Source organism: Bacillus sp. Medicinal_06 (genome assembly GCF_056711665.1).
Genome location: NZ_JBWYHD010000012.1, coordinates 70592 through 97217, shown reverse-complemented (window position 1 = coordinate 97217; position 26626 = coordinate 70592). Strand labels below are relative to the sequence as shown.

Sequence of the window (26626 nt, the reverse complement as noted above, 5' to 3'; positions counted from 1 at the left end):
AAGATTATTTCTTACTGTTTCATCAAGCATTACAAAAAAACACCCAAGAATTATCAAAGATTCTCCTTCGTCTGTTTAACCTCCTACAGCGAAACGGACGAAAATCCCACAGATATGAGAAAAAAACGGTCTTTGATATTTTGGGTGTTGTTTATGAGTATACCACTTCCATTCATCAGGTAGCATAATTATAGTGAAAAAATTGTAACCCGTCAGGGTTTATTTGATATGCCTACTTTTAGGATGTCTATAAAAAATAATGAAAAATTACATGGAAAGATCCGCCTTTGTATAAACATATACCTTAAGTTGATGGATGTGGGGTGGGACCCCTAAAGCTATTAGAAAAATTATGCAAGAGATTTTTTCCAATTTGAATAATAATAGATGAACTGAATTAATAAAGTTATTACTGAAATGCCAGTTAGGGTTACAAAATAAGTTAATCTCAAATCTAATAAATATATCACTATTAGCGTGTTAACTACAAGAGGAATTGAAGCTAAAACATTATAAAAACGTTTTTTATAAAAAAGATGATCTTTTTCATTTATATAATTATCGACCATAAAAAATCCTCCTTTTTCTTTTCTAAACTTCATGTATATTCATATTAATACAACACCTAAATTTCACCACGTCATGAGGTATTATTAACATAATCATCGAAAGTGGAAGTGATAAATTTTAAATCTTTTATACTCATTTACCTCCTACAATACAAAGCCATTTTTTGTTTGTACTCTCATGAAATTGAACAGTATTAAAACCAGCTTTTTTAAACAATTGCTCCATTTCTTTCTTGGTTTTATAAGCTTTCATATGATAATTGATTTTATATAGCTCAGCAACAATCATAAAGTGCCCGTGATGTTTTAATACTCTGAAAATTTCTTTAACATCGTTTTCTAAATCTGGCCAGAAGTAATGTGTTTGAAATGCAGTTATAATATCGAAAGATTCCTCTGGAAATGGGATGTTTGATACGTTTGCTTGACGAATGTTCACTTTTCCAGTCTCTACATCATCTTTATTTACTCTTATAGAATCTTCTACTGCTTGTTCTGAGTAATCTATACCGTACAGTTTGCCGTTTTTATTCATACTAGACAATGTATGTATTGTTTTACCCCCGCCACACCCTATATCCAACATTACCGCATCTTCTTTTATTTTGACTTTCCCTAAGGCCCACTCGGTCATTGTAGCATGAGCAGTATTCATAATATTTAGCATAAATGAACCAACACAGCCCCTTGGATTCTTTGCTTGCTCTATCAATCTCTCTAACACATTCAAGTTTGTCTCACCTTTTTCTTATGATTTGAACAGTAACTCCCTCTCGTTGTTTGAGAGAAGGTTTACTGTTTTTTTGCATTATTTTCCTTATTTTACCATTTAGGAGGACTGATTTGTTTAGAATTTTTGATGTATATGGTATTCATGCTCGGTTAACATAACGCATTATTATCAGTAGCAAGGACAAGCTGGAATCCTTGTATGTTCTAGGTTTCTTGTTTTTATGTCCATCAATTCCATATACAGGATTTTATACAATATTGATTTGACACGATTTATTGTGCTTAAGTTTGGCTGTTTTGGTACAGAAACTTGTATAAAATGTTGCATATTTTTCAACAAAAATTTACTCTAAACGATATTATATATTTCAAATGAAGACACCCCTCTGAGAAAAGAAGTGTTTTTTAAGGATAAACGGATTTTTATGTTAAAATTTTACTATCAATAATTTCGCTGGAGAGGTCTTTTAAAGATGAATATATTAAGAAGAACGATATTTAGTAAGATGAGGATAATCATTTTAGTAGTAATAATATTGATTGCAGGATTTTCATATTGGACGAATAAAGATAGAATTTCTAATAATTTTACTGAACAACTATTTAAATATCCCCTTCCCCCACAAACCAAAGTTATTGAAAAAGAACAAGTGAATGGAAAATCCCTTGTATGGGGAAAGGTAAATGTATTGATTATTGAGAAAGGTGTGTCTAATGGCGAATAAATTGTATAACATATTCTAAAGTTTAATCTAAACTCGGGTGTTTTTGCCCATCCTCTCGAAAAGGTAGATTAAGGGATTTATCGAAAAACAAATCCCCGTTGAATAGAGAATGGGCACTTCCTTACGCAAGAAAAGCGCCCAATAATTGAATAAGCAATTTCTAAAAAAACAATAAAAACCATCGTTCTCGAAGAATAAATAATCCTTATAGTTTAGTTCCAGACGGTGGGATATTATCTTTTACTACTTTCGTTGTTTCTAACTTCTATGCCCGTCCAAATATCTGTAAAAGTTCTCTTTCCCTTTGTAAGGAGGAACACTATCCCATCTATCCATATATATATTATGTAAATAAAAATAGGTAAAAAGAGGTACTTGTAGTCCATGTCATTTGCTAAATGATAAACAATTAAGAATATAAATAGACCTGCTATTCCGTTTCTTATAAACCACCATGTAAACAATCTTAACTTATTGGTATTTTCTAATATTAAACCGTTAAATTTGTAACCCCATGTTAAGGTCAATTTGAAATTAGCTCCTAGTGATGTGACCATAAACACCAAAACACTCAACAGCAGTATGCCATTCATTATTCCAGTTAATATTGGATTCCATGTATCTCCGTCACTTGCAACAAAAGGCAAAAATAGTAAAGCTATTACTGCTGCAATAAGAAATGTTAAGATTGAAAGAAATATACAGATAGCTATTGAAAGAAAAAAATCTATTACATAACCAAGTATACGTTTTCTCATCTTCACTTTATCACCTCCTATTCATATTTTACGATAAAGCTCCGTTAAATAAAGAACATTTCTTCACAATCTTCACAATTCAACTTAAAATGTTATTCAACAATCTAGCCCGATTGCTGAACAAGATCCCCAAGAATCGGATGAATACTCTACACAAAACTAGCTAACATAAAGCTACTTATCAGTAGTCAATGTATCTAGAAATCTATAACCTCCCTTCAGCTTCCACTAATGAGGCTTTTCATTTACATAAATTGGATTATCTATAGTAAAGTTCTGGTGCAAAAATTTCAGCTAACTTGAAACTAATCTATAAATCTTGGACATACTGATACTACTAAACTAAAAAGGATGTGTATCGATATGAAAAAACCAGTAGAATTCAAATGGAAGCATTATCAGCCTGACATTATTTGAAATAGGAACGTTAATCGATATTCTACACTTTGATGTCAGGCAGTGTCCTTCTGTTTTTTGTTGTACTCCCTATTCACAGCACCAAAAAATATGCAATCATGATTGCATATTTAATAAATTTAACACAAGATTTGGTTGATCAAGCATTTGAGATTCATGATAAACAGATCATGAATCTTCAATTGAAAGGAAGAAAACAACAAGAAGAAATTCAAAAACAGAATGGAAAATCAGTTAATGAAAAAATTAATCATTACACGAACCTAGGAACAGCTTTAATTAAAGCTAGACAAGAAAACTTAGATCCATTTTTATTATTAGAAACGGTGATGCCTTGGGATACATTTGGAGCCTCTGTAGAGGAAGCAAAAGCCCTAGCAAAAACATTTTCTCTCGTTCAACAAAAATGATAAAAAACCCATCAGCCCCTTTGACAACTGATGGATTTTTTATCACTTTTACTATTTCATTATGCTTAAATATTTTTCAATTTCTTCATTCGCATTAACTTTATTTTCTTTATACTCATTCAGTGCTTGTATCACTCTGTCATAAGCCTCTAAAATATAATTTTCTAATTTCTCAAAATCCTCTAAACTTTCAATCATAATTCTCGTTATACCTATTTCACTTTTTAAAGCCGGCTCACATTTCAAACTAGGACATATCCCTAACATCTCTTGTTCTGTCTTTTCAGTTAAAACATATTTTTTTCGCCCTTTTATCTTCACCCTTACAATTGGATAAAAAGCTTTTATATCTAGATAACTTCCAACGCTTACATTGCGAATCCACTCTATATCACGATTATGCTTCACAAGCATTTCTTTTATTAGCATGTACACTTCATCTTCTTCAAGTGTTTCTTTTTTCACTTTCTTTTGTCCTTCTTCTTGGATAGCGGCACACTTTTGATATACAGCTGCACATGTAATACAGTCATCAAGTGCATTATGAGAACTTAAACGAATTCCGAGCATTCTTTTTAAAGTTTCTAACTTATTGTTTGGAGCATGCTTCATATATTTTTTTGCTAAAAACACGGTATCAATTACCATATTTTTAGGTTCTGGCAATCTAAGCATATTTGCATTACTCTTTAAAAACCGCATATCAAACGAAGCATTATGCGCAACAATTGTGTCGTTACCTAAAAATGCTAGAAACAACGGCAAAACTTCCTGAATCAGTGGTGCATCCGAAACGCGATAATTTGTAATCCCTGTTAAACTTGTAATTCGACTAGGGATAGGTCGTTCTGGATTTACGAAAGAAACAAATTGATCAGCCAACTCATGATTACGGTACCTTACCGCTGCCACTTGAATAATTCGATCATTATATGGATTAAATCCTGTCGTTTCAAAGTCAATCACAACATAGTCTGCTGGCAAAGATAAATGTCCCACAGGCATACTCTCCTCGTTTAAATTTCTTTTATCATACCATGAACAAGCTGCTTGATGAAAAAGAAAAGACAGAAACAGCCTATGGCTAACCCTGTCTTCTTCCTACTATTTTAGTTTCGCAACTCGTTTTTCCATCTCTTTTTGCGTCATCGGCCCGATAAACTTATCCTGAATCACGCCTTTTGTATCCACAAAATATGAAGTTGGGATAGTAATTACTTTATATGTCGTGGTAACAGTTATGTCTTTATCCAGTAAAACCGGAAAAGTAATTCCTTTCTCTTCCGCAAACTTTTTCACTTTTTCCTCTCCATTAGCACCTTCAGAAACCGTATAATTTACAGCAAGAATTTCTACATCGTCTTTATGTTTCTTATAAAAAGCCTCCATATCCGGCATTTCTTGCTGACAAGGACCACACCACGTTGCCCAGAAATTTAGGATGACTTTTTTACCTTTTAAATCTGAAAGCTTAACCCTTGTCCCATCCGATTTTGACAACTCAAAATCTGGTGCAACCTTACCTACTTCAATTCCGTTTTTTGCAATCACTTCTTTTTTCATCGTTTCTTCACTTTTTATTGGTTCTTCGCTTACTTGTTTATCGTTTTTTCCAAGTTGCACATATACTGCGTAACCAGCTAAACAAAATAAGATGATAATAACCGTAAATTTCCGCCACATATACATCACCCTTATAATTTGAGTCATTTATTATATTCATTCAAAAATAATATTCGTACTTACATTTTATTTTAGCTTATACGGACAACCTTGGAAATATTCTCCTGAAAAATAAATAGAATATTCTTAATAAAATCGAAAATCTTTTCTCTTTATCGTATAATATAAATAGTTATAATTTGGAAGGGGTGTAATTATTTATGCATAAAACCATGTTCCATTGGCTACGAGAGGAACTGTTTTTGTGAAGACAGAGACAGGAGAATCCCCCACCTCAAGCTCTTGTAGAGGTAGGTGGGGGTAGTTCAATGAAAGGGTGAACACTATGGGCGAACATCCAATTAGTAAAGAACTACGCTATATGCGCATCTGTTTTGTCATCTTAATTTTAGTCCTTATATTTTTTAACAAAGAAAGAGTTATTGAAGTTTCTACAAACCACGACACTACTCCAGTAGATATACAAACCAGTAATATGACTCAAATTGCAGAAAATACATTTGCTTTAAAGGAACATGATCCTGCAAGTGGCGATAGGCATACCATTAAAATTTTCAAATATGATCCGGGCACAAATAAGATTATATTAGTAAAAGAATTTAATACTGAAAACTCCTCTACATACGAATATCAGCTCAATAAACCAGAGTAAATATGAACGAACAGGGGCATTCATTTAGCCCCTGTTTTGATGAAAACTATAGCATTTCTTTCAATAATGAATTATTGCTTAATAATTCTTGAGGCGTTCCACATTCAATAATAGTCTCTTTCTTCAGCCATTATTTCAGTAGACATATCTAAAAAGCTCCATACTCTAGATGCAGAAGCAACAGAAACTTGTGTCATCATGAATAGATCACTGGCATAACGAACAGGAAAAAATAACATTTCAACAGTAGCTAATATAGCAACGAGCGATCCCACTTCCGTTTCTCCATTTATTACTTTTTGCGCTCCTACAATAAGAATTGCCATGTATGTACCCGTTTCTATCGCTGTTCCTATAATACCTATAAAGCTTTGCGTCATAATCTTTTTCACTTCTGATTTATAAGAATGTGATGTTACCTCCTTAAATTTCTTTACTGCCCATTTTCCCTCTCTTAAACTACGTAAATCTTGATACCTTTTACAAATTGTGATATTGTTTCTACAACACTTGAATGATTCATTTGAGCTATACTAGCCGTCTTTCTTACTTTTTTCGCCATAAACATTGGGATAACCGCACTCGCAATCAAAAATGGAACAATCCACCATATAAACTGTATATCAATGTGTTGAAACGCTATTAACGCTCCAATAAATTGAGCTATAGCATGAATGCACTCTATTAACACAGGGCCATATAACCTTACCCAATTTGGTATATCAGAAACAACCAATGTTTCTAACTCTCCTTGTTTTACCTTCTCACTTTCCTCAAATGGTAATAACAAAAAATGATCTAGCAATTCTATACGTTTTTTTCGTAATATACGTTGGCTACTCTTTGAACCTATATAATTAAATAATAGCGAATCCCCCCATGTAATGAACCTACTTCCTACAAATAAGACGATGTATATATACTTCCTCTATATGTTTCTGAATGAGTCGATCAACAATTAGCCCCATTAACAATGGTCTAGATAAATTCATAGCGGCCGCTATAACTCCACTACATATTGCAGCAATAAGTAACACTTTTTCCTGTAACAACGGTAATATAATTCTTTTGTATTCTTTCATCTTCATTCCCCCAATTTTTTATATAAGAAAAGGAAAGGGATGAAGCTATACGGCTTCATCCCTTTCCTCTTTACATAAAACAAGGAAGCTAACTTCAGTCAGCTTCCTTGTTTTGATTGAAAATATTATACTTTTCTTCTATACTACAACAACTTACTTAATTTGATACTTTAGACTCTTCAATTTTCTCACGAAGAACCATTTGCAAGATACCACCATGACGGTAATAGTCGATTTCAACTTCACTATCAAAACGTGCTACTACTTCAAATTGCTTTTCGTTTCCTTCTGGAGTGGTTGCAACTACTTTTACAAGATCGCGTGGTTTCACTGTTTTGTCGATTTGAATTTCAAATGATTCGTTACCAACAAGACCCAATGTTTCTGCACTTTCGCCATCTTTAAATTGTAGTGGTAATACACCCATTAATACAAGGTTACTACGGTGAATACGCTCGAAGCTTTCTGCGATAACTGCTTTAATACCTAAAAGGTTTGTACCTTTCGCAGCCCAGTCACGAGAGCTTCCCATACCGTAATCTTTACCAGCAACTACAAGAAGGCCAGTGCCGTCTTCTTTATATTTCATTGCAGCGTCATAGATAGATGTTACCTCGCCAGTTGGCCAGTAAGTTGTATATCCACCTTCTGTTCCTGGTGCGATTTGGTTTTTAATACGGATGTTTGCGAATGTACCACGCATCATAACCTCATGGTTACCACGGCGAGAACCATAAGAGTTAAAGTCAACTGGCTGTACGCCATTTTCTAATAAATAACGGCCCGCTGGCGTATGTTTACCAATTGAACCCGCTGGTGAAATATGGTCTGTTGTTACAGAGTCTCCAAATTTACCAACTACACGTAAACCTGAAAGTGTTTCTACTTCACCTGGTTCTTTTGATAAACCTTCAAAGAACGGTGGATTTTGAATATAAGTTGAGTCATTATCCCAAGTATATAACGCTTCATTTGAAGTTTGGATTTCATTCCAGCGTTCGTTACTATTAAATACTTGTGCATATTCTTTTTTGAACAGTTCAGATGTTACGACGCTTTGAACCACTTCTTCAATTTCTTTCGCTGATGGCCAAATGTCATTAAAGTAAATCGGATTACCGTTTTCATCTTTACCGATTGCATCGTTTTTCAAGTCGATATCAACAGTACCAGCAAGCGCATATGCCACAACAAGTGGTGGTGATGCTAAGTAGTTCGCTTTTACAAGCGGATGAATACGACCTTCAAAGTTACGGTTACCAGATAAAACAGATGTTACTAATAAGTCGTTTGCTGCAATTGCTTCTTCTAATTCTGGTGCTAACGGACCAGAGTTACCAATGCAAGTTGTACAGCCGTAACCAACTGTTTGGAATCCTAATTGATCTAAATATGTTGTTAAACCTGATTTATCTAAGTATTCTGTAACAACTTTAGATCCTGGAGCTAATGATGTTTTTACATAACCAGGTACTTTAAGACCTTTTTCAATTGCTTTTTTCGCAACTAAACCTGCACCAATTAATACATATGGGTTAGATGTATTTGTACAGCTTGTAATTGCAGCGATTGCAATTGCACCTGTTTTCATCGTTACTTCCTGATCTTTTAATGCAACTTTCACTTCTTTATCAAATTCTTGTTCATTGAATCCAAGTCCTTGTGTTCCAACTGGTGCTACAACGGCTTTGTGGAACTCATCTTTCATATTTGAAAGTGGGATTAAATCTTGTGGACGTTTTGGTCCTGAAAGGTTAGATTCAATTGTATTTAAATCAATTTCAACAAGGTCTGTATAAATTGGATCTTTGCTATCTGCTGTATAGAATAAACCGTTTGCTTTACAGTATTCTTCAACAACGCGAATTTGTTCTTCATCTCTTCCTGTTAAACGTAAGTAATCTAATGAAATCTCGTCAATTGGGAAGAATCCACAAGTTGCGCCGTATTCTGGTGCCATGTTTGAAATTGTTGCACGGTCAGCTAAAGGCATGCTCTTTAATCCGCTACCAAAGAACTCAACAAATTTACCAACTACACCTTTTTGACGTAACACTTGCGTTACTTTTAAAGCAACGTCTGTTGCTGTTGTACCACTTGGAAGTGTACCAGTTAACTTAACACCGATAACTTCTGGTACCGGGAAGTATGAAGGTTGTCCAAGCATCCCTGCCTCTGCCTCAATACCACCAACGCCCCATCCAAGAACGCCGATACCATTAATCATTGTAGTATGAGAGTCTGTTCCAACTAACGAATCTGGATATGCAATTAATTCACCTTCAGCATTTTTCACAGCATGAACAACTGGTGCTAAATACTCAAGGTTTACTTGGTGTACAATACCTGTTGCTGGTGGAACTGCACGATAATTATCAAATGATTTTTGTGCCCAGCTTAAAAATTTATAACGTTCTTCATTACGTTTAAACTCTAAGTCCATGTTGAATTCAAGCGCGTCTGCTGTACCCGCTCTATCAACCTGTACAGAGTGATCGATTACAAGGTCTACAGTAATTTCCGGATTAATTTTATCAGGATCCCCACCCATGTCTGCCATCGCTTTTCGAAGTGAAGCCAAATCAACGACAGCTGGAACACCTGTGAAGTCTTGTAAAATTACGCGAGATGGTTTAAATGGAACATCGATATCTTGAACATCTTTTGTTCCCCACTTTGCTAAATTTGTAACATGCTCTTCTGTAATTACACGTCCATCAACTTGACGAAGTACAGATTCAAGCAAAACTTTAATTGAATACGGTAATTGTGATACATTGCCAACCCCTGCGTTTTCAAGCGCTTTCAATTGATAATAATGATACGTTTTCCCATCTACTTCAAATGTTTCACGAGATTGAAATGGATTATGTTTGACCATTATGTTTCCCCCCTGTTAAACATGACTGAGTTGTCTGAATATAAAATGTAGACAAACTTTTCAATACCTTACGATAATATCTTATTACAACTTTCTAAATAAGTAAATAATAAGAAACTTATAGTTTATTATAAGTTTTCTTTATCTCCTGTAATTTGAATAGCCTTCGTTCTCCTTATGAATACTATTACCATAAAGTAAAGCTTCCTTTTTGAAGCTTTTCTACTCTGTTCATACATGTAATGAACAGCTCATTATTTGTTTTGTTAAGAAAATATTATAGGGGTGACTACAAATGGGAAAACGTAAAGCAAATCATATCATTCAAGGAATGAACGCTACATCAGCACAGGGACAAGGAGCTGGTTATAATGAGGAATTCGCCAATGAGCCACTAACACCAGCTCAACGTCAAAATAATAAAAAACGCAAGAAGAACCAATAATGAAAAATCCCAAAAGGTACTCCTTTTGGGATTTTTAATGTTTATAACGCAATAATTCTGAAACCTTCACAAATCGATACCCTTCTTTTTGAAGGGCCGGCAAAATTTTTTCTAATGCAGCTACAGTTTGACTTCGATCACTTCCACCATCATGCAATAACACTATATCACCACTTTTAGCATTTGTTACAACATGCTTCACAATAGATTCAGTACCTGGGTCTGCCCAATCTTTCGGATCTTGATTCCAAGACCACAATACAATTTGATAACCTGCTTCTTTTGCTGTTGCAAATACCGCATCGTTAATATATCCTCCTGGTGGACGAAAAAGTAGAGGTCCCTTTACCCATTTTTGTAAATATCGTTTCTCCTCTAAAATATCATTTTTTAATTTTTCATTAGATGCATCTCTTGCATATAAATGATTCATCGTATGATTTCCAATTTCATGCCCTTCCTTAAGTACCCTGTTAACTAAATATGGGTTCCGTTGAATTCGAAAACCAATCATAAAAAAAGTTGCTTCAGCTTTATACTGTCGCAATAAATTGAGTACTTGAGGAGTATATGTGGGATCTGGGCCATCGTCAAATGTAATTGCAATAAGTTTTTCGTTATTCGGTACTTCCCATGTTACATAACCAGTAGGTTCCAATTCTTTTCTCATTAACATTTTTGCTTCTACTCTGTCCACGTGATATATATGTACGAAACCAATCAAACAAATAATGATTATAGAAATTTTTCTTCTCAACATATTAACCCTACGATTGAACAGGTTGTTGAAATCATACAACAACCTGTTCAATCATTTAACTGATCCACATCTCGCATAATATTTTGTAAGTTACTTTCAAACTGCTCAAGTTGTGGACGTTGCGTTTCAGATGCTACTTCTAATGCATTTTGAATTTGTTCATATGCTTCTTGAACTTCTTGTCGTAAATGTTTTAAATCATGACCATAATTCGGGTCATTTTTCACAATATTGTTATATAAGTTTTCCGCTTGCACGACTCCTTGTTGTGCGGCTTGAAAAGCTTGCTGTTTATCTTTATGATACGGCATACGCTTTCCCCTTTCTTTTATAATTAGTCTCACTTATCTTTACCTTTTTTCATAAAAACATTCTCGTATAAATTTACAAAGTTCTCTCATTCTAAATACAAGAGGGAGGTGACAACATGGAAAAAAACAATAGCAAATCCATTCGTCAAAATACAAAAAAAGGACAGCCTTCTGGGCAACCTGAGCCATTAAGTGGGTCTCATAAAGTAAAAAATCGAAATCATTCAAGACAAAAAAATCACGCACATCATGATATGTAAAAGAAGGGCAATGCATACGCATTGTCCTTCTCGCTTAAACCACTTGCAATAAAGTGAAACTTTAATTAGTGGGGGTTTCTACATCTCCCACCTAACTTCTTTGCTTCCGCTGAATTTTGAGGTGGGAGTCTTACTGCCCCTCAAATAGCGAGATAAACCCGTCGACGTATTTTCTAGTTTGCTTCTCACCTCTAATTTCTTAATGCATATTATAATATGAATTGAGACTTTACGGAGGGTGTCTTACATGGGCAAGAAAAAGAAAAATTGTCTTTTTCGTGTTGATGGTTTTGAAGAATGGATGGATCAGTTTTGCTCTGATTCATATGACAACTTCAGTTTCCCTAATCACATCCACATTGATCTTTGCGAAACGGATCAAGAGTACATTTTAGAAACTGATATCCCTAATGTTTCAGAACAAAATGTACTTATAAACAAGATGGAGACAGGCCTAACAATTCATATCTTTCATAAAAATTCATCCTTACAGCGAACAATTTCTTTACCTGCTAACATTATCTATAAAAAAATGCTAGCCTGTTTAGAAAATGGCTTTCTTTCCATACACATTTCGAAAACTGAAGTTGCAAATAAGCATGAAAACAAAGTGCTTTTTTCAAATTAAAGCGTTATATAAAAACAGAGTAAGAACAGTTTATTGCTAACTTTTCTTACCCTGTTTTTTCTGTGCTTTATATGAAATTAAACTTCTAATAGAGGGATTGATTAAGAAACAATTAGCTTTACCGTCAACTGCTATTTCATTCCAATTTCCATATTGCAATTTACAGTGCGATTTCTTTTAGATAATAAGCTTCTTGTCCATAAAAAAATAGGAAAAGCAATAACTGAAAAGATAGCTAGTATCGAAAATACAGCCAAACCATTTTGATATCCGTAATAATCTAACAGTACTCCCCCAAACCAAGGGCCAATTACACCACCAACCCCTGAAAATCCCATTGCTCCAAAATACGTTCCTTTTAAGTGTGGGACTGAAATATCATCAATAAACACATCTGTCATTGAAAACATTAACACTTCTCCTATTGTAAAAATAATCGTGTAAAGAACAATGCTGATGATTGATTCTCCGGTTCCAAAGCCAATGAGCCCTCCACTAACAAATAGCGTGCCAATCATAATCGATACAAGTGGTGTATACTTCTTACAAATCTGAATAACAGGGTATTGTATAATTACTACTGTAATTGCGTTTAATGTTAGCATATATGAGAATAATGTCACGCCATCTTGAAATACATAAGAGTTCGCAAAGTATTGAGAGGCTGTTGTTGTAAAATGTGAAAAACCACTGTTACTTAAAATAATTCCAACTAAAGCAACCAAGAAAACAATATCTTTTCTTAAAATACGAATTGCATGTATCATCGTTACAGGTTCTATTGTATCCATTGTTTTTTCATTCAGTTGATACTTTTTAAATTGCATTGCCAATATCACCGCATATACAATGTATACTCCAGCCGCTATTAAAAACGGCATTGTTGATTTCGCGCTTCCAATTTGCAACCCTACAAGCGGTCCAATTGCCACACCGACATTTATCGCACCGTATCGTAAGTTATACGCAAGTAAACGATACTCCGGTTTCGTTAAATCAGATAATAACGCTCTTGATGTCGGTTCAAAGAAGGAACGGCATAGACCATTTAATGCGTTTAATAAAAAGAAAGTTAGAACGTGGTCTGCAACCGAAAATCCGATAAATACAAAAACCCAAATAACGATAGACCATATCATTATTGTTTTACGACCAAATCGATCTGATAAATTCCCACCAATAAAACTAGCAAACACTCCAACTAATGCGCTCGTTCCAATAATTGCACCTGTCATCGCAGCTGATATATCTTTTACAGTTGTCAAATAAATTGCTAGAAAAGGAATACTCATTGAAGTTGCAAACCTTGCAAATAGCGTCCCCATAATAATACTCATCCCCAGCGGATGAATATGTTGTAACTTTCCCCTCATACCTATACCTACTCCCCATATTTCATACAAAAAAGAAAGCAAAGAACCTGCTTTCCTTTTTCAATAATAAATTATATTTATACCCGAGCTGTCCTAGATAGCTCCATATCTATACCATATGTAAACTGTAACTCTTTACAAACATCCTTAATTAAGATGTTCACATCATACTTTTCATTAAATGCAAGAACTGCATTTTCTACTTCCTCATACGTATATTTGTATTCACCAGTAATGACACTTTTTAAATCAAAGCATTCATTGATACAAAGTTGAACGAGAAGCTGATCGTACATAGCGGACACATCTTCCTTTTTCCATAATAACTCTTTCACATATAACCGATCGAATGTTACACTCTCTCGATTACATTCTGTTAAAGTACGAGTCATGTCATGTAATTCTCGATATAGTTCAGAAATATTTGTATTGAGACGAATCAATTTGTCCACACCATTTTCATACAGCATTTCATCCACCCCCGTATATGCTCTTTCTCTTATTATAGCAAGAAAATTCTAAAAAAGAGATTTTTTCTTTTGAAATATTAGGAAACTTATTTAGTTTGTTTTACAATGAGACTAGTGATATAGAGAGGAGTACTACAGTGAATCAAAAAATATATTACACCGACGCCTATCAGCAATCATTTACAGCACAACTTATAAAACAGGACTATGATAATAATGGAAATTTATATGTGACTTTAACAGAAACAGCATTTTACCCAAACGGTGGCGGTCAACCACATGACACAGGAACATTAAATGATATTTCCGTCATCAATGTTGAAGAAGTTAATGACGAAATCCGTCATTTTATTTCAAGTGAATTACATACGAAAGAAGTAATAGGTAAAATCAATTGGCAGCGTCGTTTCGATCATATGCAACAGCATACCGCTCAGCATATTCTATCTGCTGCCTTTTGGGATCATTTTGATATTCCTACAATTGGTTTTCATCTTGGAAAAGAAACGGTAACAATTGATTTAGACACGCCTGAACTTTCAATAGAAACAGCTAATAGTGCACTGCAAATCGCAAATCAAGTCGTCTTTGAAAACCATCCTATCCATATTAAATGGATGAACTTAGAGGAAGCTAAACAATTACCTCTTAGAAAAGAACCAACAATTACAGAAGATATTCGCGTTGTAATCATTGAAAACTACGATTACAACGGGTGTGGTGGAACACATCCAAAATATACAGGTGAAGTAGGACCGATTCATATAATAGATTGGGAGCGAAATAAAGGTGGCATCCGTTTAACCTTTGTTGCAGGATGGCGTGTACTCAAGTTAATGGAGCACCATCAACACATTATTAAAGACGTTTCCAAACTGTTAAATAGTAATGAAAATGATATTCCAAATAAAGTAACCCAGCTTCTCACCTCTCAGAAAGAAAACGAAAAAGCACTACAAACTATGACCGAAAAGCTACTACTCGTAGAAGCAAATGAATTACTGCAACAATCCAAAGACATACATGCCGGAGAACTCATTTCTAAAGTCTTTACAAATCGGTCCATGCAGGAAATTGCGAAATTAGCGGCTATCATTACCGAACAAAATGAACACTCGATTACATACTTTATTACCGAAAATGAAGAAAAAATACAATGTGTTCTTGCATGTGGGAAAGCAGTAACAGCAAACATGAATGCAATTTTAAAAAATGCCCTCCCTACTATTGAAGGTAAAGGCGGCGGTAATCAAAAAAATGCTCGTGGTGGTGGAAAAGCGCTTGTTACAGGTGAAGAATTTTTAGCTCAGCTTGTTCATTTATCACAAGAAACAGTTTGAAATGAAATATAAAGGATAGCATCAGGCTACCCTTTATATTTTTATATACTTACAAGCCAATATTTTGTTTCAATTCTTGATAAGTTCCTGCATTAAGGAATCCTTTTTCAATAAGTTCGATAAATGTCTCAGAAAAATGATAATCACCTAATTCTGTTATTGGTACCATTTTTACATCATGAATTGGATTATAATCAAATTCATTAGATGGTAGCATAATCTCTCCTGACACCTTTTCTAACAAAAATGTAATATGTAGTAACGATGGTGTAGCATCTGGCTTATCACAAACATAGAGTAACTTTTTAATTCTAGTTTCTAAGCCCGTCTCTTCTCTCATTTCTCGAATGATTGCTTCTTCTAATGTTTCTCCGTTCTCTACTCTCCCACCTGGTAAAGACCAATTCCGATCAGAAACTTTTTGTTTTACAATTAAAAGTTTTTCTTCTTCAATCAAAACTCCAGTTGCTCGAACTTGTAATAAATGATTCATATAGTCTCCTCTTTCCATTTTATCCATTGAGCTTCCAAGCTATATAATTCTAGATTATGAGCTGAAATCCTCCCGTAAAAAGAACATACGTTTCACAATCGGAGGAAATGATGAAAGTAATGTCTATAAACCAAAAAAGTAGAAAACTAGATTACTTCTGGTTCTCTACTCTCTCAAACAATAGCGCAAGCCCAATTCCTCCACCAATACCTAACGTTGCAATTACATACTTTGCTTCTCCTCTTTGTACTTGGTAGAATAATCGAGTAACAAGCATCGCTCCAGATGCACCATAAGGGTGACCAAGAGCAATCGCTCCGCCATTCACATTTAGTTTATCATATGGGATTTGTAGTTCTTGTGCACAAGCTACAATTTTAGCAGCAAAAGCCTCATTCATTTCAATGTAATCAACATCGTCTATTGATAGGTTCTGATCTTGTAATAACTTTCGCACAGCAAATATAGGCCCACTACCTGGTAAAAGAGGATTTACACCAATGACAGCACTACTAACAAACCGAAGAATCGGCTTATAACCAAGTGCATGAGCTTTCTGTTCCTCCATTACAAGTACAGCACAAGCTCCATCATTTACACCGCATGAGTTACCTGCTGTTACCGTTCCCCCTTGTAAAAAAGCCGGTCTTGTTCTCTTTATGATTCGTTCATAATTCATTCCATATTTTATCGTTTCATCCTCCGTTACATTTAAAGAAATTGGAATCATTTCTTCTTTTAAATATCCTTTTTCAAGTGCTTCCAATGTTCTTTTATAACTGAAACAAGCATATTCATCCTGCATATCCCTTGTAATTTTATATTTCTCTGCTACATATTCAGCTGCTATTCCCATATCTGGATCTCCGATACGCTCAGGCGAAAAACGAGCTCTCTTCTGAAAGGGAGATGTGCTTGTACTTTCCACCCCTCCAGCAATATAGCAACTACCTGCCCCACCTCGAATAAGGTGACAAGCCATCCGAATCGCTTCTAACCCAGCACCACACTGGCGATCAATTGTTACACCTGGTACTGCAAACGGAAGTCCAGCTTCAAGTGCCGATAACCGTGCAACATTTCCACCTGGCCCAACAGCGTTTCCTAATATTACATCGTCTATTTTATTCTCTATTCCTTTACTCAAATGTGCTAACAAAGGAGTTGTCAGTTGCTGAACCTCGTATCCTTTCAACATTCCATTTTCCTTACCAATCGGTGTTCGCTTCGCCTCTACAATGACCGCTCTATTCATAAACTATCTCCTGATTCTCAATTACATTTCTTGCTATTTCACGGGCAATTTTTCCGCTACTTGTATGTGGAATTTCATTAACAAAATGCCACTCTTTCGGAATTTTAAATGAGGATAGTCGTTGTAAACAAAAACTTTTTAATTCTTGTCTCGTAGCTCTTCCTTTTACCATAGCAACAGGTTTTTCGCCCCAATATTCATCTTTTATTCCAACAACTACAATTTCTTCAACATGCGGATGAGCAGATAATACACTCTCTATCTCCTCTGGAAAAATATTTATACCTCCAAATAAAATCATATTTTTCTCTCTACCCACAATATATAAGAATCCTTCTTTATCCACATAACCTATATCATGTACAGTCATCCAACCACTTTCTGTAACTTGACAAGAAAGATCTCCGTTCAGTACATATCCCATAAAAAACTGATTACTTTTCACATAAACAGTTCCAATTTCACCCTGCTTTAATTCCTCACCTTTTTCGTTACATATCCGAATTTGCACGTTATGACATGGCTTTCCAACTGAAGATGCTTTTCTTTCACTTTCTACATCTGTTAGTGCTGTGACAAAACTTAATTCAGAAGCACCATAGAATTCATATTTTTTTGCATCTGGAAATACGGTTTTTACTTTCCTTTTTGCTTCAGCTTCCCATTTTGCTCCTGAAGAAATAATTTTTATTTCTTGTTCAATAACACTTTCTTCTTTATATAATGCCTCTAGCATCGTTGGAACGGTGTACATTACTGAAATCTTCTCTTGTTCCAATATAGATAGAACATGATTTGGGATAAACTTTTCTACAAGATACACTGTTTGCCCTAAATATAGCGCACTTATTGCCCCATATAAAAAAAGAGAATGAACCAATGTACCAGCAAGCAAAACCGTATCATTATTCTTCATATGGAAATCATGTAAATTGCAATCAAAGCTATGAACCCAAGAATCCTGCGCTCTAAGAAATGCCTTCGCTTTCCCAGTTGCCCCCGATGTAAACCCCATATAGAACGAGCATTTTTTTACACTTTCTGAAGAGTGGTATATATGTAACTGATCACCTATCATTTGATTATATTCATGAATCGAGAATACCTTTCCATCTATTAGTGGTATTTCACTCATCTTATATTGTTCAGTAATTACAATAGATGGATTAGCAAGCTTCAACCTTTCCTTAAGCTCATTATGTTTCCACTTTAAATCAAGCGGAACACAAACCCACCCTGCCATTGCAGCACCTGCAAAGATTTGTAAAAATTCAATGCGATTCTCTAGTAAAATCGCAACCGTTTTATTCGTTGTTTTTTCTTTATTAAGCCAATTTGCAACTTGGCAAACAGATTCATGCCATTCTTTATATGTTAGTATTCTATCCTTTTCCCTTATTGCTATTTTATCGGGATGTATCTGTATATGTTTTTTATAAGACGATGTAATTCCCATTACTATTCATCCTTTCCTTTCAGATAAAGTGAAACTTTAATCAGTGAGGGGGCTTCATCCCCTACTGATTATTAGCCCTCACCAATCGGGCCTTTACGGGCAGTTTATCTCCCACCTAACTTCTTTGCTCCTGCCGAATTTTGAGGCGGGAGTATTACTGCCCGTTAATACGGGATAACAAAAAGAAACACGCTAATACGTGTTTCTTTTTGTTATAAAGTCTCTTACGTTCTTTAACTAGCGTTTGAGATTTTATCTTTCTTTAAAGCAGGTGTAATCACATGTTTCAATGAACGATGTAATCTAGGTACAAGAATTGCTGCTATCACAGCTTTGACAAAATCACCTGGTAAAAATACGACACTTACTTTAATGGCTTGCCATACAGAAATATCCATGATAAATGCTTGAACAGCCACGCCAAATACATAAACAACTAGAATCCCGCCAATTATATTAATCAAGAATACTTTTATAACAGATACATGGCTTAAACGCTCTACAAGATACCCAATCACAAAGGCTCCAACAATATATCCGATTAAATACCCTGCACTTGGACTAACAAATACGCCTGGACCACCGCGACCACCAGCTAATAATGGTGCTCCTACTCCAACAACAAACAAGAAAACCATTTGACTTAATGCACCAAGACGAGATCCAAGTAATCCTCCCGCAAGCATAACACCAAGAGATTGCAATGTAATAGGAACAGGTGTAACAGAAAGCGCAATTGGTGGTATTAGTCCCAACACACCCATAATTGCACTAAATAAAGCAACAAAAACTAAATTCTTTGTATTCATGTATTTATTTCTCCCATTTGTAAACTACAAGTTATCATAAGATAACATATCATTGGTGTTATCTTACCTTTTCTCTTGTATTATTGTCAACACTTTTATAATTTCAGTTAACAATTAAAACCACTATAAATGAACATGATTCAATATAAAAAAGCGACTCCCATTGGCAGGAATCGCCTCTTCTAATAAATTATTTTTCGCTACCTTTATGCAAATTCTCTAGTTCTTTTCGTAATGCTTGTTTCAAAAATTTTCCGACGGATGTTTTTGGAATCGCCTCCATAAAAATAATATCGTCTGGTAACCACCACTTCGCAAACTGCGGTCGTAAAAATTCATATAATTCTTCTTTCGTTACAGAACTCTTTTGCTTTTGTACAACACATGCAACAGGCCGTTCCTGCCACTCCGGATGAGGAACCGCAACAACAGCTGCTTCAAATACAGCCTCATGTGCCATTAAAGCGTTTTCTAAATCTACAGATGAGATCCACTCACCTCCACTTTTAATCACATCTTTTGTACGGTCAACAATTTTAATGCATCCTTCTTCATCAACTGTAACAACATCACCTGTATATAACCAACCATCACGGAATCCTTCGACAGTTCGTTCATCGTTATAATAACTTGCAGCAATCCACGGTGCTCGTAAACAGAGTTCTCCCATTTCAGTTCCGTCCCATTTTACTTCTCCATCCGCTCCAACTACTTTCATCTCAACGCCTGGTACAAGATACCCTTGCTTTGACCTAATTTCAAGCTGGTCTTCGTAGGATAAATCTGTCTCATAGCTTTTTAACCGTGCAAGCGTCACAAGTGGGCTTGTTTCAGTCATACCGTATGCATGTACAAAAGGAACATTATGTTTTTGTTCGAACGCAGCTATCACACTTTTAGGTGCAGCAGCGCCTCCACATAAAATTCGTTTCATACTTGATAGATCATAATCACTATTTTCTAACTCTTGTAAAACACCAAGCCAAATCGTTGGCACACCAGCAGCCAACGTCACTTTTTCATTCTGAATCATTTCTAATAAAATTTTCGGTGTAAACATCGGGCCAGGTAACACTTGTTTCGATCCAAACCACGTTGCTGCAAACGGCAGTCCCCAAGCATTCACATGAAACATTGGAACAATCGCCATTGCAGCATCACTTTCAGATAATGCTGCTGTATCCGCGAGTCCTAAAGCCATACAATGAAGTACCGTGCTACGATGCGTATATACAACACCTTTCGGATTACCTGTTGTCGCTGACGTATAACACATGCCAGCTGGTGCGTTTTCATCAATATCTTTTAAGAATTGGAAATCAGGATCCCCTTCCGTAAGAAGTTGTTCATAGTGATAGACAGGATCTAGAGAAGTTTCTGGAAGTTCTTTTTTATCGGTCATAATGATGTATGCTTGTACAGTCGATAGTTCATCTTTAATTTTTTCAACGAGAGGTACAAGGTCTTCATCAACAAGTAAAATGCGGTCTTCTGCATGTCCAATAATATAGGAAATATGCCCAGCAGATAAACGAATATTAATTGTATGCAAGACAGATCCAATACCCGGAATTGCGAAATATGCTTCCACGTGACGATGATGATTCCATGCTAAAGTTCCAACTCGTTCTCCCTCTTTTATCCCTAATTTCTTCAATGCGCTAGAGAGTCTTCTCGTTCGCTCTCCTAATTGCTTGTATGTTAAAGTGGTAATCGTGTCATGTGTACGCGAAACAATTTCTTTCTTTGGAAACAGATTTTCTGCCCTTTCTATCATTGAACTAATTGTTAATGGCACATTCATCATCATTTTTGTCCAACCTCCCATTAAAGCGTTTTCATTTTTTTAGATATTATACCAAACTTCCGCGGTTAGCAGTTTTATTTTTCTGTATTTTCTGAATTATTTCTGCGGAAATAATTTTCTAACTGAGTTATAGTAACCTTTTTATTCCACATCTCTTGATGTCCTATCTTTTTCTATGACTATATTTCTTTCATTGACTTTCTTCCATACCATATATCCGATGCTTATCATTAGTAGAAACGGAACCCCTGTCAATAACGTAGTTTTAAACATATCCGTAAACCATGTTGTGATAATAATTGCCAACATTAATATCACACCTAATATAGTAAAATACGGAAATCCCCACATACGTACCGGCAGCTTTCTTCCACCATTCTCATCCCACTTTTTTCTGAAATATAAATGAGTAACAAAAATCATCATCCATGTGAACATCGCTCCAAACATGGAGATTCCCATCATTAACATGAACGCTTGATTAGGAGAAACAATCGTAACTATGGTTGCTAACGCGATTCCAATTGTAGACAAGAACAAAGCCGAAACAGGAACTCCTCTCTTACTAAGTGTTCCAAAGCGCTTTGGTGCATATCCAGCCCTTGATAATGAAAACATCATGCGCGTTGTAATATATAATTGGCTATTCATCGCCGATAATGCTGCAATTAACACGACAAAATTCATGATACCAGACGCACCTGTAATATGAAGTAACTCCATTACTTTAACAAATGGACTTTTATCCACACCAGCAGCTTTCCAAGGAACAATCATCAACATGAGAGCTAATGTACATAAATAAAATATAATTAATCGATAGATTGTTGAACGAAGAGCCTTTGGAACTGCTTTTTCTGGATCTTTCGCCTCTCCAGCTGTAACAGCAATCATTTCGATACTCAGGTAACTAAATATAGCAACACAAACAGCCACCCACATACCCCACCAACCATTTGGAAAAAATCCTCCATCATTTATGTAATTTTGCACACCCATTTCAAGATTAGCATTTGTACCAAATACAACATAAGCCCCTAACAAAATAAAGCCTAGAATAGCGATAATTTTAATCATTGAAAACCAATATTCAATTGTTCCAAATAAATTGACACTAGTAGCATTTACAAAAATAAGTAGGCCTGAAAAAAGAATGACCCAAATCCAGCCTGGCGCAGTTGGGAACCAGTATTTCATATAGACAGAAACTGCTGTTACCTCTGTTCCGACCGCAGCTACAATGCTTGCCCAATATGCATAGCGAACTGTAAAACCAGCCCACTGTCCAATATAATGCTCTGCATATGCCCCAAATGATCCCGATGTTGGATGCGCTACTGTCATTTCAGCTAAACACCCCATCAATAAAAAAGCAATAACTGCACCTATTCCATAGCTAAGCAAAACACTTGGACCTGCTAATCCTATTGCCATACCACTTCCTAAAAATAAACCTGTTCCAATTGCCCCACCAATCGCAATCATCGATAACTGCCTCGTAGACAGTCCTCTTTGCAACCCATTCTCTCTTTCTATAATGCTTTGAAACTCTCCCTCGCTCTTTTTCATATACTCCCTCACTTCTATCTATTTTGTATACATTTATAACAGTATAGGAAAGAAATTGACTCCTTGTCAATTTTATTGTTAGAAAATTCAATCTTTTTATAAATCAATAGAGGAGAGTTACCTGATCAAGCTACTCTCCTCTATTGGTTTCTTCATATGTATCTAAAATATCACCTACGCTAATTCCTCTTAATATAAGACGATTTGTATTCAATATTGGATACTCCTCTTTTTCATGTATCATAGTGGTTTCTGCTTAAACTTATGATAATTTCGCACTTTCAATAAAAGTATATTTCCACAATCCGTACAAATATAAGCATCCACTGGAGAAGACGTAAACATCGTCTCTTTTTTTCTTATTTGCGCATATCCAACAAACTCACCTTCCCCAATATCATTAGAGCCACAATAAGAACATGTATGTACCTCTTTCTTTTGCATGAGAGCACCACCTTTAATCTGTTTCTACTCCCTTCGACAGTAATCTTCCATTTTCCTTCCACAAAAAAACCCCTGCCTCTCCTACATTTTGAAAGGAAAATTAGCATTAGAGGCACCTTCATACATTCTATATAGACACTATCGAACTCTATATCGTTGTATCCTCTTTGTTGAACGGGAGGAACTGTTTTTGTGAGGACAGAGACAGGAGAATCTCCCACCTCAAGCTCTTGTAGAGGTAGGTGGGGGTAGTTCAATAATTCAAGAGTACATGAACATAAAGAACATAAGTAAAAAGAGCCTATTAAAAGCCCTTTTACTTACCATCCTGCTTTTCTAATACATATAAATCCTCTTCTATATTTGACAACTTATCTGTAATTAATTTTCTCGCGTCCCTAATCGCTTGATTATATGCATATGGCCCAATTAATTTTATCATTTCTTCTATTAAACGCTCTGCTTGAAAACGCCCGATTGTATCTAAGTCTTCCTCTTCAAAAAACTGCTGAATTTGTTCTACAAGCTCATCTTTCTTTTCATTTGGTATTTTTATATTCATCACGCCTCATCTTCTCCTCTATTTTTGCGATAATATTTCCCTTAACTCTACCATAGAAAAACGTGTTCCTGGACAAGTTTTTGTGACACCTTCTAATTCACGATGACCCAGTATATGTTCTTCACATATAGAAAACTGCTTCATAAAGTTCTTACATAGCAAATGTAAAGAATCTATTTGTGCGAAAGTTGGATCGTATTTATCAAAATTACCTGCCATGCAAATCCCTATCGTTTCACTATTATATCCTTTTGCATGGGCTCCAACATATAATCCCCTACCTTCAAACACAGTCCCATCTTCTTCGATAAAATAATTATATCCAATACCGCTCCAACCTCTTACCTTTTGGTGGAATTCATGTGTTTTATACACATCCCATCCATCTTCAGCTGTATGATGAATGATAAGTTTTGTTACATTTTGCAGTGGCTGCAATTCATCTTGAAACTTCAACTTCGCTTGTTTAATTTCCATTCCGAACCCTCCTTTTACAACTCAATCATAATTATCGTTTTATCATCTGGGTGAATCCTCTTTTGTTCTTCTAATTCTTCTATTATAGAAACATATTCCTCTATACTATGCCCTCTTACATATTGCACTGTTTGTTCAAGTGACCAATCTGGGTGGAATAATCCATCCGAACAAATAAATATTCCTTTCACTTCAGCAAGTGGTAATTCTCCTTGTTGGATCCAAGGGATTGCTTCTGGCATCCCGTTTGCTACTGAATACCCATTTGGCATATTGGCAAGATAACGATTATATTTTAATTGCTGCCTACTGTCATGAAATAGATGTTCTTCCGGTACAGGAAGTCCTTTTTTTCTATCTTCTTCACGTTTTCTTTTCGCTCGTGTACTAATCCCTTTTACTGTATCTTTTGTTAGCACTTTCATCGTTCCATCATGCAATGTAGCAACAATCATACAGTCACCAAGCTGCGCATATTGAATGCTTCTATCCTTTATATGGATTACAGCAATACATGTACACCATAAATGTTCTTTCTTTGTCGTATCAATCTGATAATCTATCATTTTTTCTTGTAATGCTTCATTTGCGTTTGTAATTACCTCTTGTAAACTTATTACTTCTTTTAGCGATGTAAAATGACTTGCAAATAAATGAGATGCAAGATACGCTCCATTATGTTCTTTCTCATCTTGAAATGGTATAAGTGGTGTTGCACCATCGCACACACCATATACCATCACATCTTCGTTACAAAAAAAGGCATCCTCGCACTCCTGTTTCAAAGGACTTTTCTGTTGATACGTTTTAATTTCCATAGCTTCACACCTCTTTAATAAAGTTCGAAAAGTAATTTGATTTTTTAAATTAGTCTAATTTCCCGAAATAAACTGTTTTCCCCTAAAACTTTCAATTTCATATATAATTTTGAAATAATATGATTTTTTAGTGAAGGACGGGAAAAAGATGGTTAGATTTCTTGGAGTTATTATTGGTTCTATCATTATTGCAGTTGCCTTTAATCTTTTCCTTATCCCCCACAAGATTTTAAGTAGTGGAATTGGCGGAATTGCTATTATCTTAGGAATTGTAACCCCTGTAAACACAGGAATTATTAACTTTGCATTAAACTTACCTATTCTTATTTTAGGATACATAGGTCTTGGAAAAAAAGTAATTTTTAATACAGTTGTCTCTGTTGTCGTATTATCTGCAGCATTATACTGGATTCCAGTACAAATCGTCGCAAAAGATCCGCTTCTTTCTTCTGTATTTGGCGGCGTAATTGCAGGAGCAGGAATTGGTCTTGTCTTTAATTGTTATGGTTCTACGGGCGGATTTGATATTATTGGTATGCTATTATCTCGCAAAAGAGATATTAAACTTGGTGGTTTCCTCATTATTTTAAATACAGTCGTTGTTATCATTGCTGGATTTTTCTTTGACTGGGATGTAGCATTAACGAGCTTACTTTCAATCTATGTAACAGGTAAAGTAATCGATGCTGTTCATACGAAACATCGTAAAGTTACACTTATGATTGTAACAAATCAAGCTGAAGAAATGAAAAAGAAACTTCTTTCAACGGTTGTACGTGGAATTACACTTCTTGATGGTGAAGGTGCGTACTCAAGTGAAAAAAAGCGTGTGCTTATGACTGTTGTTTCACGAGAAGAGCTTGCTGGTATGAAACTAGCCATTTCTGAAATTGACCCACAAGCATTCGTTAATATTACAGAGACTGTTGAAGTATTAGGATTGTTTAGAAAGAGTTAAAAACTAGGTGGAACTCCACCTAGTTTTTTATTTATTCTCCATAAATTCTAGTCGATTCCCAAACGGATCGAAAACATAAAATCTAATTACATCCAGGCGAGCATGATCATCTATGACTTGAATCCCTTGCTCAATTAATCTTTGCTTAAATTCATCAATTTTGTGAACATAAAAAGCTGGATGTGCTTTTTTAGCCGGAGAAAAAGTTGCTTCTACCCCTATATGAATTTCTTGATTTCCACAACGGAACCAACAACCACCACGTTTTCTTAATTCTTCAGGTTTTGGAATTTCTTCTAAACCGATTTTATATCCATAAAAATCTCTCGCCTCTTCTTCACACCCTGCAGGTGCTGCTACTTGTACATGATCAATCCCTTGAATATAACTTGTCATATGCCCCTCCCCCTTTATATTTTTATTTTATTGTATATAGCTAAAAAAATAACTTATATCAATCTTATGGAATCCCATAAGATTTA

At 35.3% G+C, this 26626-nt stretch carries 28 protein-coding genes and 3 pseudogenes; 9 read left to right on the top strand and 22 right to left on the bottom strand.

All coding sequences use genetic code 11. The features are described 5' to 3' along the window. Nucleotides 1-188 (top strand): annotated as a pseudogene (locus AC1M36_RS23115) (IS4 family transposase); the annotation flags it as partial. A 162-nt stretch (nucleotides 189-350) separates the two neighbouring features. Here the strand turns inward: AC1M36_RS23115 and AC1M36_RS23110 are convergent. Next, nucleotides 351-569 (bottom strand): hypothetical protein, encoded by a 219-nt coding sequence (locus AC1M36_RS23110; RefSeq protein ID WP_336453036.1) that lies wholly within the window; start codon nucleotides 567-569, stop codon nucleotides 351-353. A 133-nt stretch (nucleotides 570-702) separates the two neighbouring features. Then, complete coding sequence (locus AC1M36_RS23105) at nucleotides 703-1299, bottom strand: class I SAM-dependent methyltransferase (protein WP_336453037.1); 597 nt, start codon at nucleotides 1297-1299, stop codon at nucleotides 703-705. Between the two features lie 475 nt (nucleotides 1300-1774). On the opposite strand from AC1M36_RS23105, the gene AC1M36_RS23100 reads away from it, so the two are divergent. After that, complete coding sequence (locus tag AC1M36_RS23100) at nucleotides 1775-2026, top strand: hypothetical protein (RefSeq protein ID WP_336453039.1); 252 nt, start codon at nucleotides 1775-1777, stop codon at nucleotides 2024-2026. Between the two features lie 233 nt (nucleotides 2027-2259). On the opposite strand, the gene AC1M36_RS23095 is transcribed toward AC1M36_RS23100, so the two are convergent. Beyond that, nucleotides 2260-2790, bottom strand: a complete 531-nt coding sequence (locus AC1M36_RS23095) for a hypothetical protein (RefSeq protein WP_479846229.1) — start codon at nucleotides 2788-2790, stop codon at nucleotides 2260-2262. A 485-nt stretch (nucleotides 2791-3275) separates the two neighbouring features. Here AC1M36_RS23095 and AC1M36_RS23090 point away from each other — a divergent pair. Further along, nucleotides 3276-3584, top strand: a pseudogene (locus AC1M36_RS23090) (Tn3 family transposase); the annotation flags it as partial. A gap of 78 nt (nucleotides 3585-3662) precedes the next feature. On the opposite strand, the gene AC1M36_RS23085 reads toward AC1M36_RS23090, so the two are convergent. Further along, nucleotides 3663-4610, bottom strand: coding sequence for a 3'-5' exonuclease (locus AC1M36_RS23085; protein ID WP_336453041.1), 948 nt, complete (start codon nucleotides 4608-4610; stop codon nucleotides 3663-3665). A 105-nt stretch (nucleotides 4611-4715) separates the two neighbouring features. Further along, a complete protein-coding gene (locus AC1M36_RS23080) occupies nucleotides 4716-5294 on the bottom strand; it encodes a peroxiredoxin family protein (RefSeq protein WP_336453042.1) in 579 nt (192 codons plus the stop codon). 325 nt (nucleotides 5295-5619) lie between these two features. Between AC1M36_RS23080 and AC1M36_RS23075 the strand changes: the two genes are divergently transcribed. Further along, a complete protein-coding gene (locus AC1M36_RS23075) occupies nucleotides 5620-5946 on the top strand; it encodes a YmzC family protein (protein ID WP_336453043.1) in 327 nt (108 codons plus the stop codon). Nucleotides 5947-6062: 116 nt separating this feature from the next. On the opposite strand, the pseudogene AC1M36_RS23070 reads toward AC1M36_RS23075, so the two are convergent. Both AC1M36_RS23070 and acnA read right to left on the bottom strand, forming a co-directional pair. Next, a pseudogene (locus tag AC1M36_RS23070) lies at nucleotides 6063-7087 on the bottom strand (ABC transporter transmembrane domain-containing protein); the annotation flags it as partial. Nucleotides 7088-7185: 98 nt separating this feature from the next. Continuing rightward, on the bottom strand, nucleotides 7186-9909 hold the full coding sequence (gene acnA, locus AC1M36_RS23065; RefSeq protein ID WP_336453044.1) for an aconitate hydratase AcnA: 2724 nt from the start codon (nucleotides 9907-9909) through the stop codon (nucleotides 7186-7188). 295 nt (nucleotides 9910-10204) lie between these two features. On the opposite strand from acnA, the gene sspO reads away from it, so the two are divergent. Further along, nucleotides 10205-10354, top strand: a complete 150-nt coding sequence (gene sspO, locus AC1M36_RS23060; protein WP_336453045.1) for a small acid-soluble spore protein O — start codon at nucleotides 10205-10207, stop codon at nucleotides 10352-10354. A 34-nt stretch (nucleotides 10355-10388) separates the two neighbouring features. On the opposite strand, the gene AC1M36_RS23055 is transcribed toward sspO, so the two are convergent. Then, on the bottom strand, nucleotides 10389-11114 hold the full coding sequence (locus AC1M36_RS23055; RefSeq protein WP_336453046.1) for a polysaccharide deacetylase family protein: 726 nt from the start codon (nucleotides 11112-11114) through the stop codon (nucleotides 10389-10391). A gap of 47 nt (nucleotides 11115-11161) precedes the next feature. Then, the gene (locus AC1M36_RS23050) at nucleotides 11162-11425 is read right to left on the bottom strand and encodes a hypothetical protein (RefSeq protein WP_174103786.1); all 264 of its coding nucleotides are present in this window, start codon (nucleotides 11423-11425) and stop codon (nucleotides 11162-11164) included. 116 nt (nucleotides 11426-11541) lie between these two features. On the opposite strand from AC1M36_RS23050, the gene AC1M36_RS23045 reads away from it, so the two are divergent. Together AC1M36_RS23045 and AC1M36_RS23040 are read left to right on the top strand one after the other, a co-directional pair. After that, nucleotides 11542-11685 (top strand): small acid-soluble spore protein P, encoded by a 144-nt coding sequence (locus tag AC1M36_RS23045; RefSeq protein ID WP_000414451.1) that lies wholly within the window; start codon nucleotides 11542-11544, stop codon nucleotides 11683-11685. A gap of 247 nt (nucleotides 11686-11932) precedes the next feature. Then, nucleotides 11933-12313 (top strand): Hsp20/alpha crystallin family protein, encoded by a 381-nt coding sequence (locus AC1M36_RS23040; protein ID WP_336453047.1) that lies wholly within the window; start codon nucleotides 11933-11935, stop codon nucleotides 12311-12313. Between the two features lie 131 nt (nucleotides 12314-12444). Here AC1M36_RS23040 and AC1M36_RS23035 read toward each other — a convergent pair whose 3' ends face one another. Together AC1M36_RS23035 and AC1M36_RS23030 are read right to left on the bottom strand one after the other, a co-directional pair. Then, nucleotides 12445-13686, bottom strand: coding sequence for an MDR family MFS transporter (locus AC1M36_RS23035; protein ID WP_336453048.1), 1242 nt, complete (start codon nucleotides 13684-13686; stop codon nucleotides 12445-12447). Between the two features lie 77 nt (nucleotides 13687-13763). Continuing rightward, complete coding sequence (locus AC1M36_RS23030) at nucleotides 13764-14156, bottom strand: hypothetical protein (protein WP_098492203.1); 393 nt, start codon at nucleotides 14154-14156, stop codon at nucleotides 13764-13766. Nucleotides 14157-14293: 137 nt separating this feature from the next. Here AC1M36_RS23030 and AC1M36_RS23025 point away from each other — a divergent pair, with 137 nt between their 5' ends. Continuing rightward, on the top strand, nucleotides 14294-15496 hold the full coding sequence (locus AC1M36_RS23025) for an alanyl-tRNA editing protein (RefSeq protein WP_336453049.1): 1203 nt from the start codon (nucleotides 14294-14296) through the stop codon (nucleotides 15494-15496). 49 nt (nucleotides 15497-15545) lie between these two features. On the opposite strand, the gene AC1M36_RS23020 is transcribed toward AC1M36_RS23025, so the two are convergent. The 10 genes from AC1M36_RS23020 to AC1M36_RS22975 form a co-directional block, all read right to left on the bottom strand. Beyond that, the gene (locus AC1M36_RS23020) at nucleotides 15546-15989 is read right to left on the bottom strand and encodes an NUDIX hydrolase (RefSeq protein WP_336453050.1); all 444 of its coding nucleotides are present in this window, start codon (nucleotides 15987-15989) and stop codon (nucleotides 15546-15548) included. A 151-nt stretch (nucleotides 15990-16140) separates the two neighbouring features. Further along, the gene (locus tag AC1M36_RS23015) at nucleotides 16141-17244 is read right to left on the bottom strand and encodes an acetyl-CoA C-acyltransferase (RefSeq protein WP_479846228.1); all 1104 of its coding nucleotides are present in this window, start codon (nucleotides 17242-17244) and stop codon (nucleotides 16141-16143) included. Further along, nucleotides 17237-18700, bottom strand: a complete 1464-nt coding sequence (locus tag AC1M36_RS23010; protein ID WP_479846227.1) for an acyl-CoA synthetase — start codon at nucleotides 18698-18700, stop codon at nucleotides 17237-17239. Before AC1M36_RS23010 ends, AC1M36_RS23015 begins: the two co-directional genes overlap by 8 nt. A 233-nt stretch (nucleotides 18701-18933) precedes the next feature. Then, on the bottom strand, nucleotides 18934-19509 hold the full coding sequence (locus AC1M36_RS23005) for a biotin transporter BioY (protein WP_336453053.1): 576 nt from the start codon (nucleotides 19507-19509) through the stop codon (nucleotides 18934-18936). 190 nt (nucleotides 19510-19699) lie between these two features. Next, the gene (locus AC1M36_RS23000; RefSeq protein ID WP_336453054.1) at nucleotides 19700-21319 is read right to left on the bottom strand and encodes a long-chain fatty acid--CoA ligase; all 1620 of its coding nucleotides are present in this window, start codon (nucleotides 21317-21319) and stop codon (nucleotides 19700-19702) included. Between the two features lie 138 nt (nucleotides 21320-21457). Beyond that, nucleotides 21458-22885, bottom strand: coding sequence for an amino acid permease (locus tag AC1M36_RS22995; protein WP_336453055.1), 1428 nt, complete (start codon nucleotides 22883-22885; stop codon nucleotides 21458-21460). A 240-nt stretch (nucleotides 22886-23125) separates the two neighbouring features. Further along, nucleotides 23126-23329 (bottom strand): hypothetical protein, encoded by a 204-nt coding sequence (locus tag AC1M36_RS22990; protein WP_336453056.1) that lies wholly within the window; start codon nucleotides 23327-23329, stop codon nucleotides 23126-23128. A 316-nt stretch (nucleotides 23330-23645) separates the two neighbouring features. Continuing rightward, nucleotides 23646-23894: a DUF2164 domain-containing protein gene (locus tag AC1M36_RS22985; RefSeq protein WP_336453057.1), complete on the bottom strand. Its 249-nt coding sequence runs from the start codon at nucleotides 23892-23894 to the stop codon at nucleotides 23646-23648. 15 nt (nucleotides 23895-23909) lie between these two features. Next, nucleotides 23910-24368, bottom strand: a complete 459-nt coding sequence (locus AC1M36_RS22980; protein WP_336453058.1) for a peptidoglycan recognition protein family protein — start codon at nucleotides 24366-24368, stop codon at nucleotides 23910-23912. 14 nt (nucleotides 24369-24382) lie between these two features. After that, complete coding sequence (locus AC1M36_RS22975; RefSeq protein WP_336453059.1) at nucleotides 24383-25186, bottom strand: protein phosphatase 2C domain-containing protein; 804 nt, start codon at nucleotides 25184-25186, stop codon at nucleotides 24383-24385. A 148-nt stretch (nucleotides 25187-25334) separates the two neighbouring features. On the opposite strand from AC1M36_RS22975, the gene AC1M36_RS22970 reads away from it, so the two are divergent. Beyond that, nucleotides 25335-26144 carry a YitT family protein gene (locus AC1M36_RS22970; RefSeq protein WP_336453060.1) on the top strand — a complete coding sequence of 270 codons (810 nt, stop codon included), beginning with the start codon at nucleotides 25335-25337 and terminating at the stop codon, nucleotides 26142-26144. 27 nt (nucleotides 26145-26171) lie between these two features. Here the strand turns inward: AC1M36_RS22970 and AC1M36_RS22965 are convergent, their stop codons facing one another. Next, the gene (locus AC1M36_RS22965) at nucleotides 26172-26540 is read right to left on the bottom strand and encodes a VOC family protein (RefSeq protein WP_336453061.1); all 369 of its coding nucleotides are present in this window, start codon (nucleotides 26538-26540) and stop codon (nucleotides 26172-26174) included. Between the last annotated feature and the right edge of the window lie 86 nt (nucleotides 26541-26626).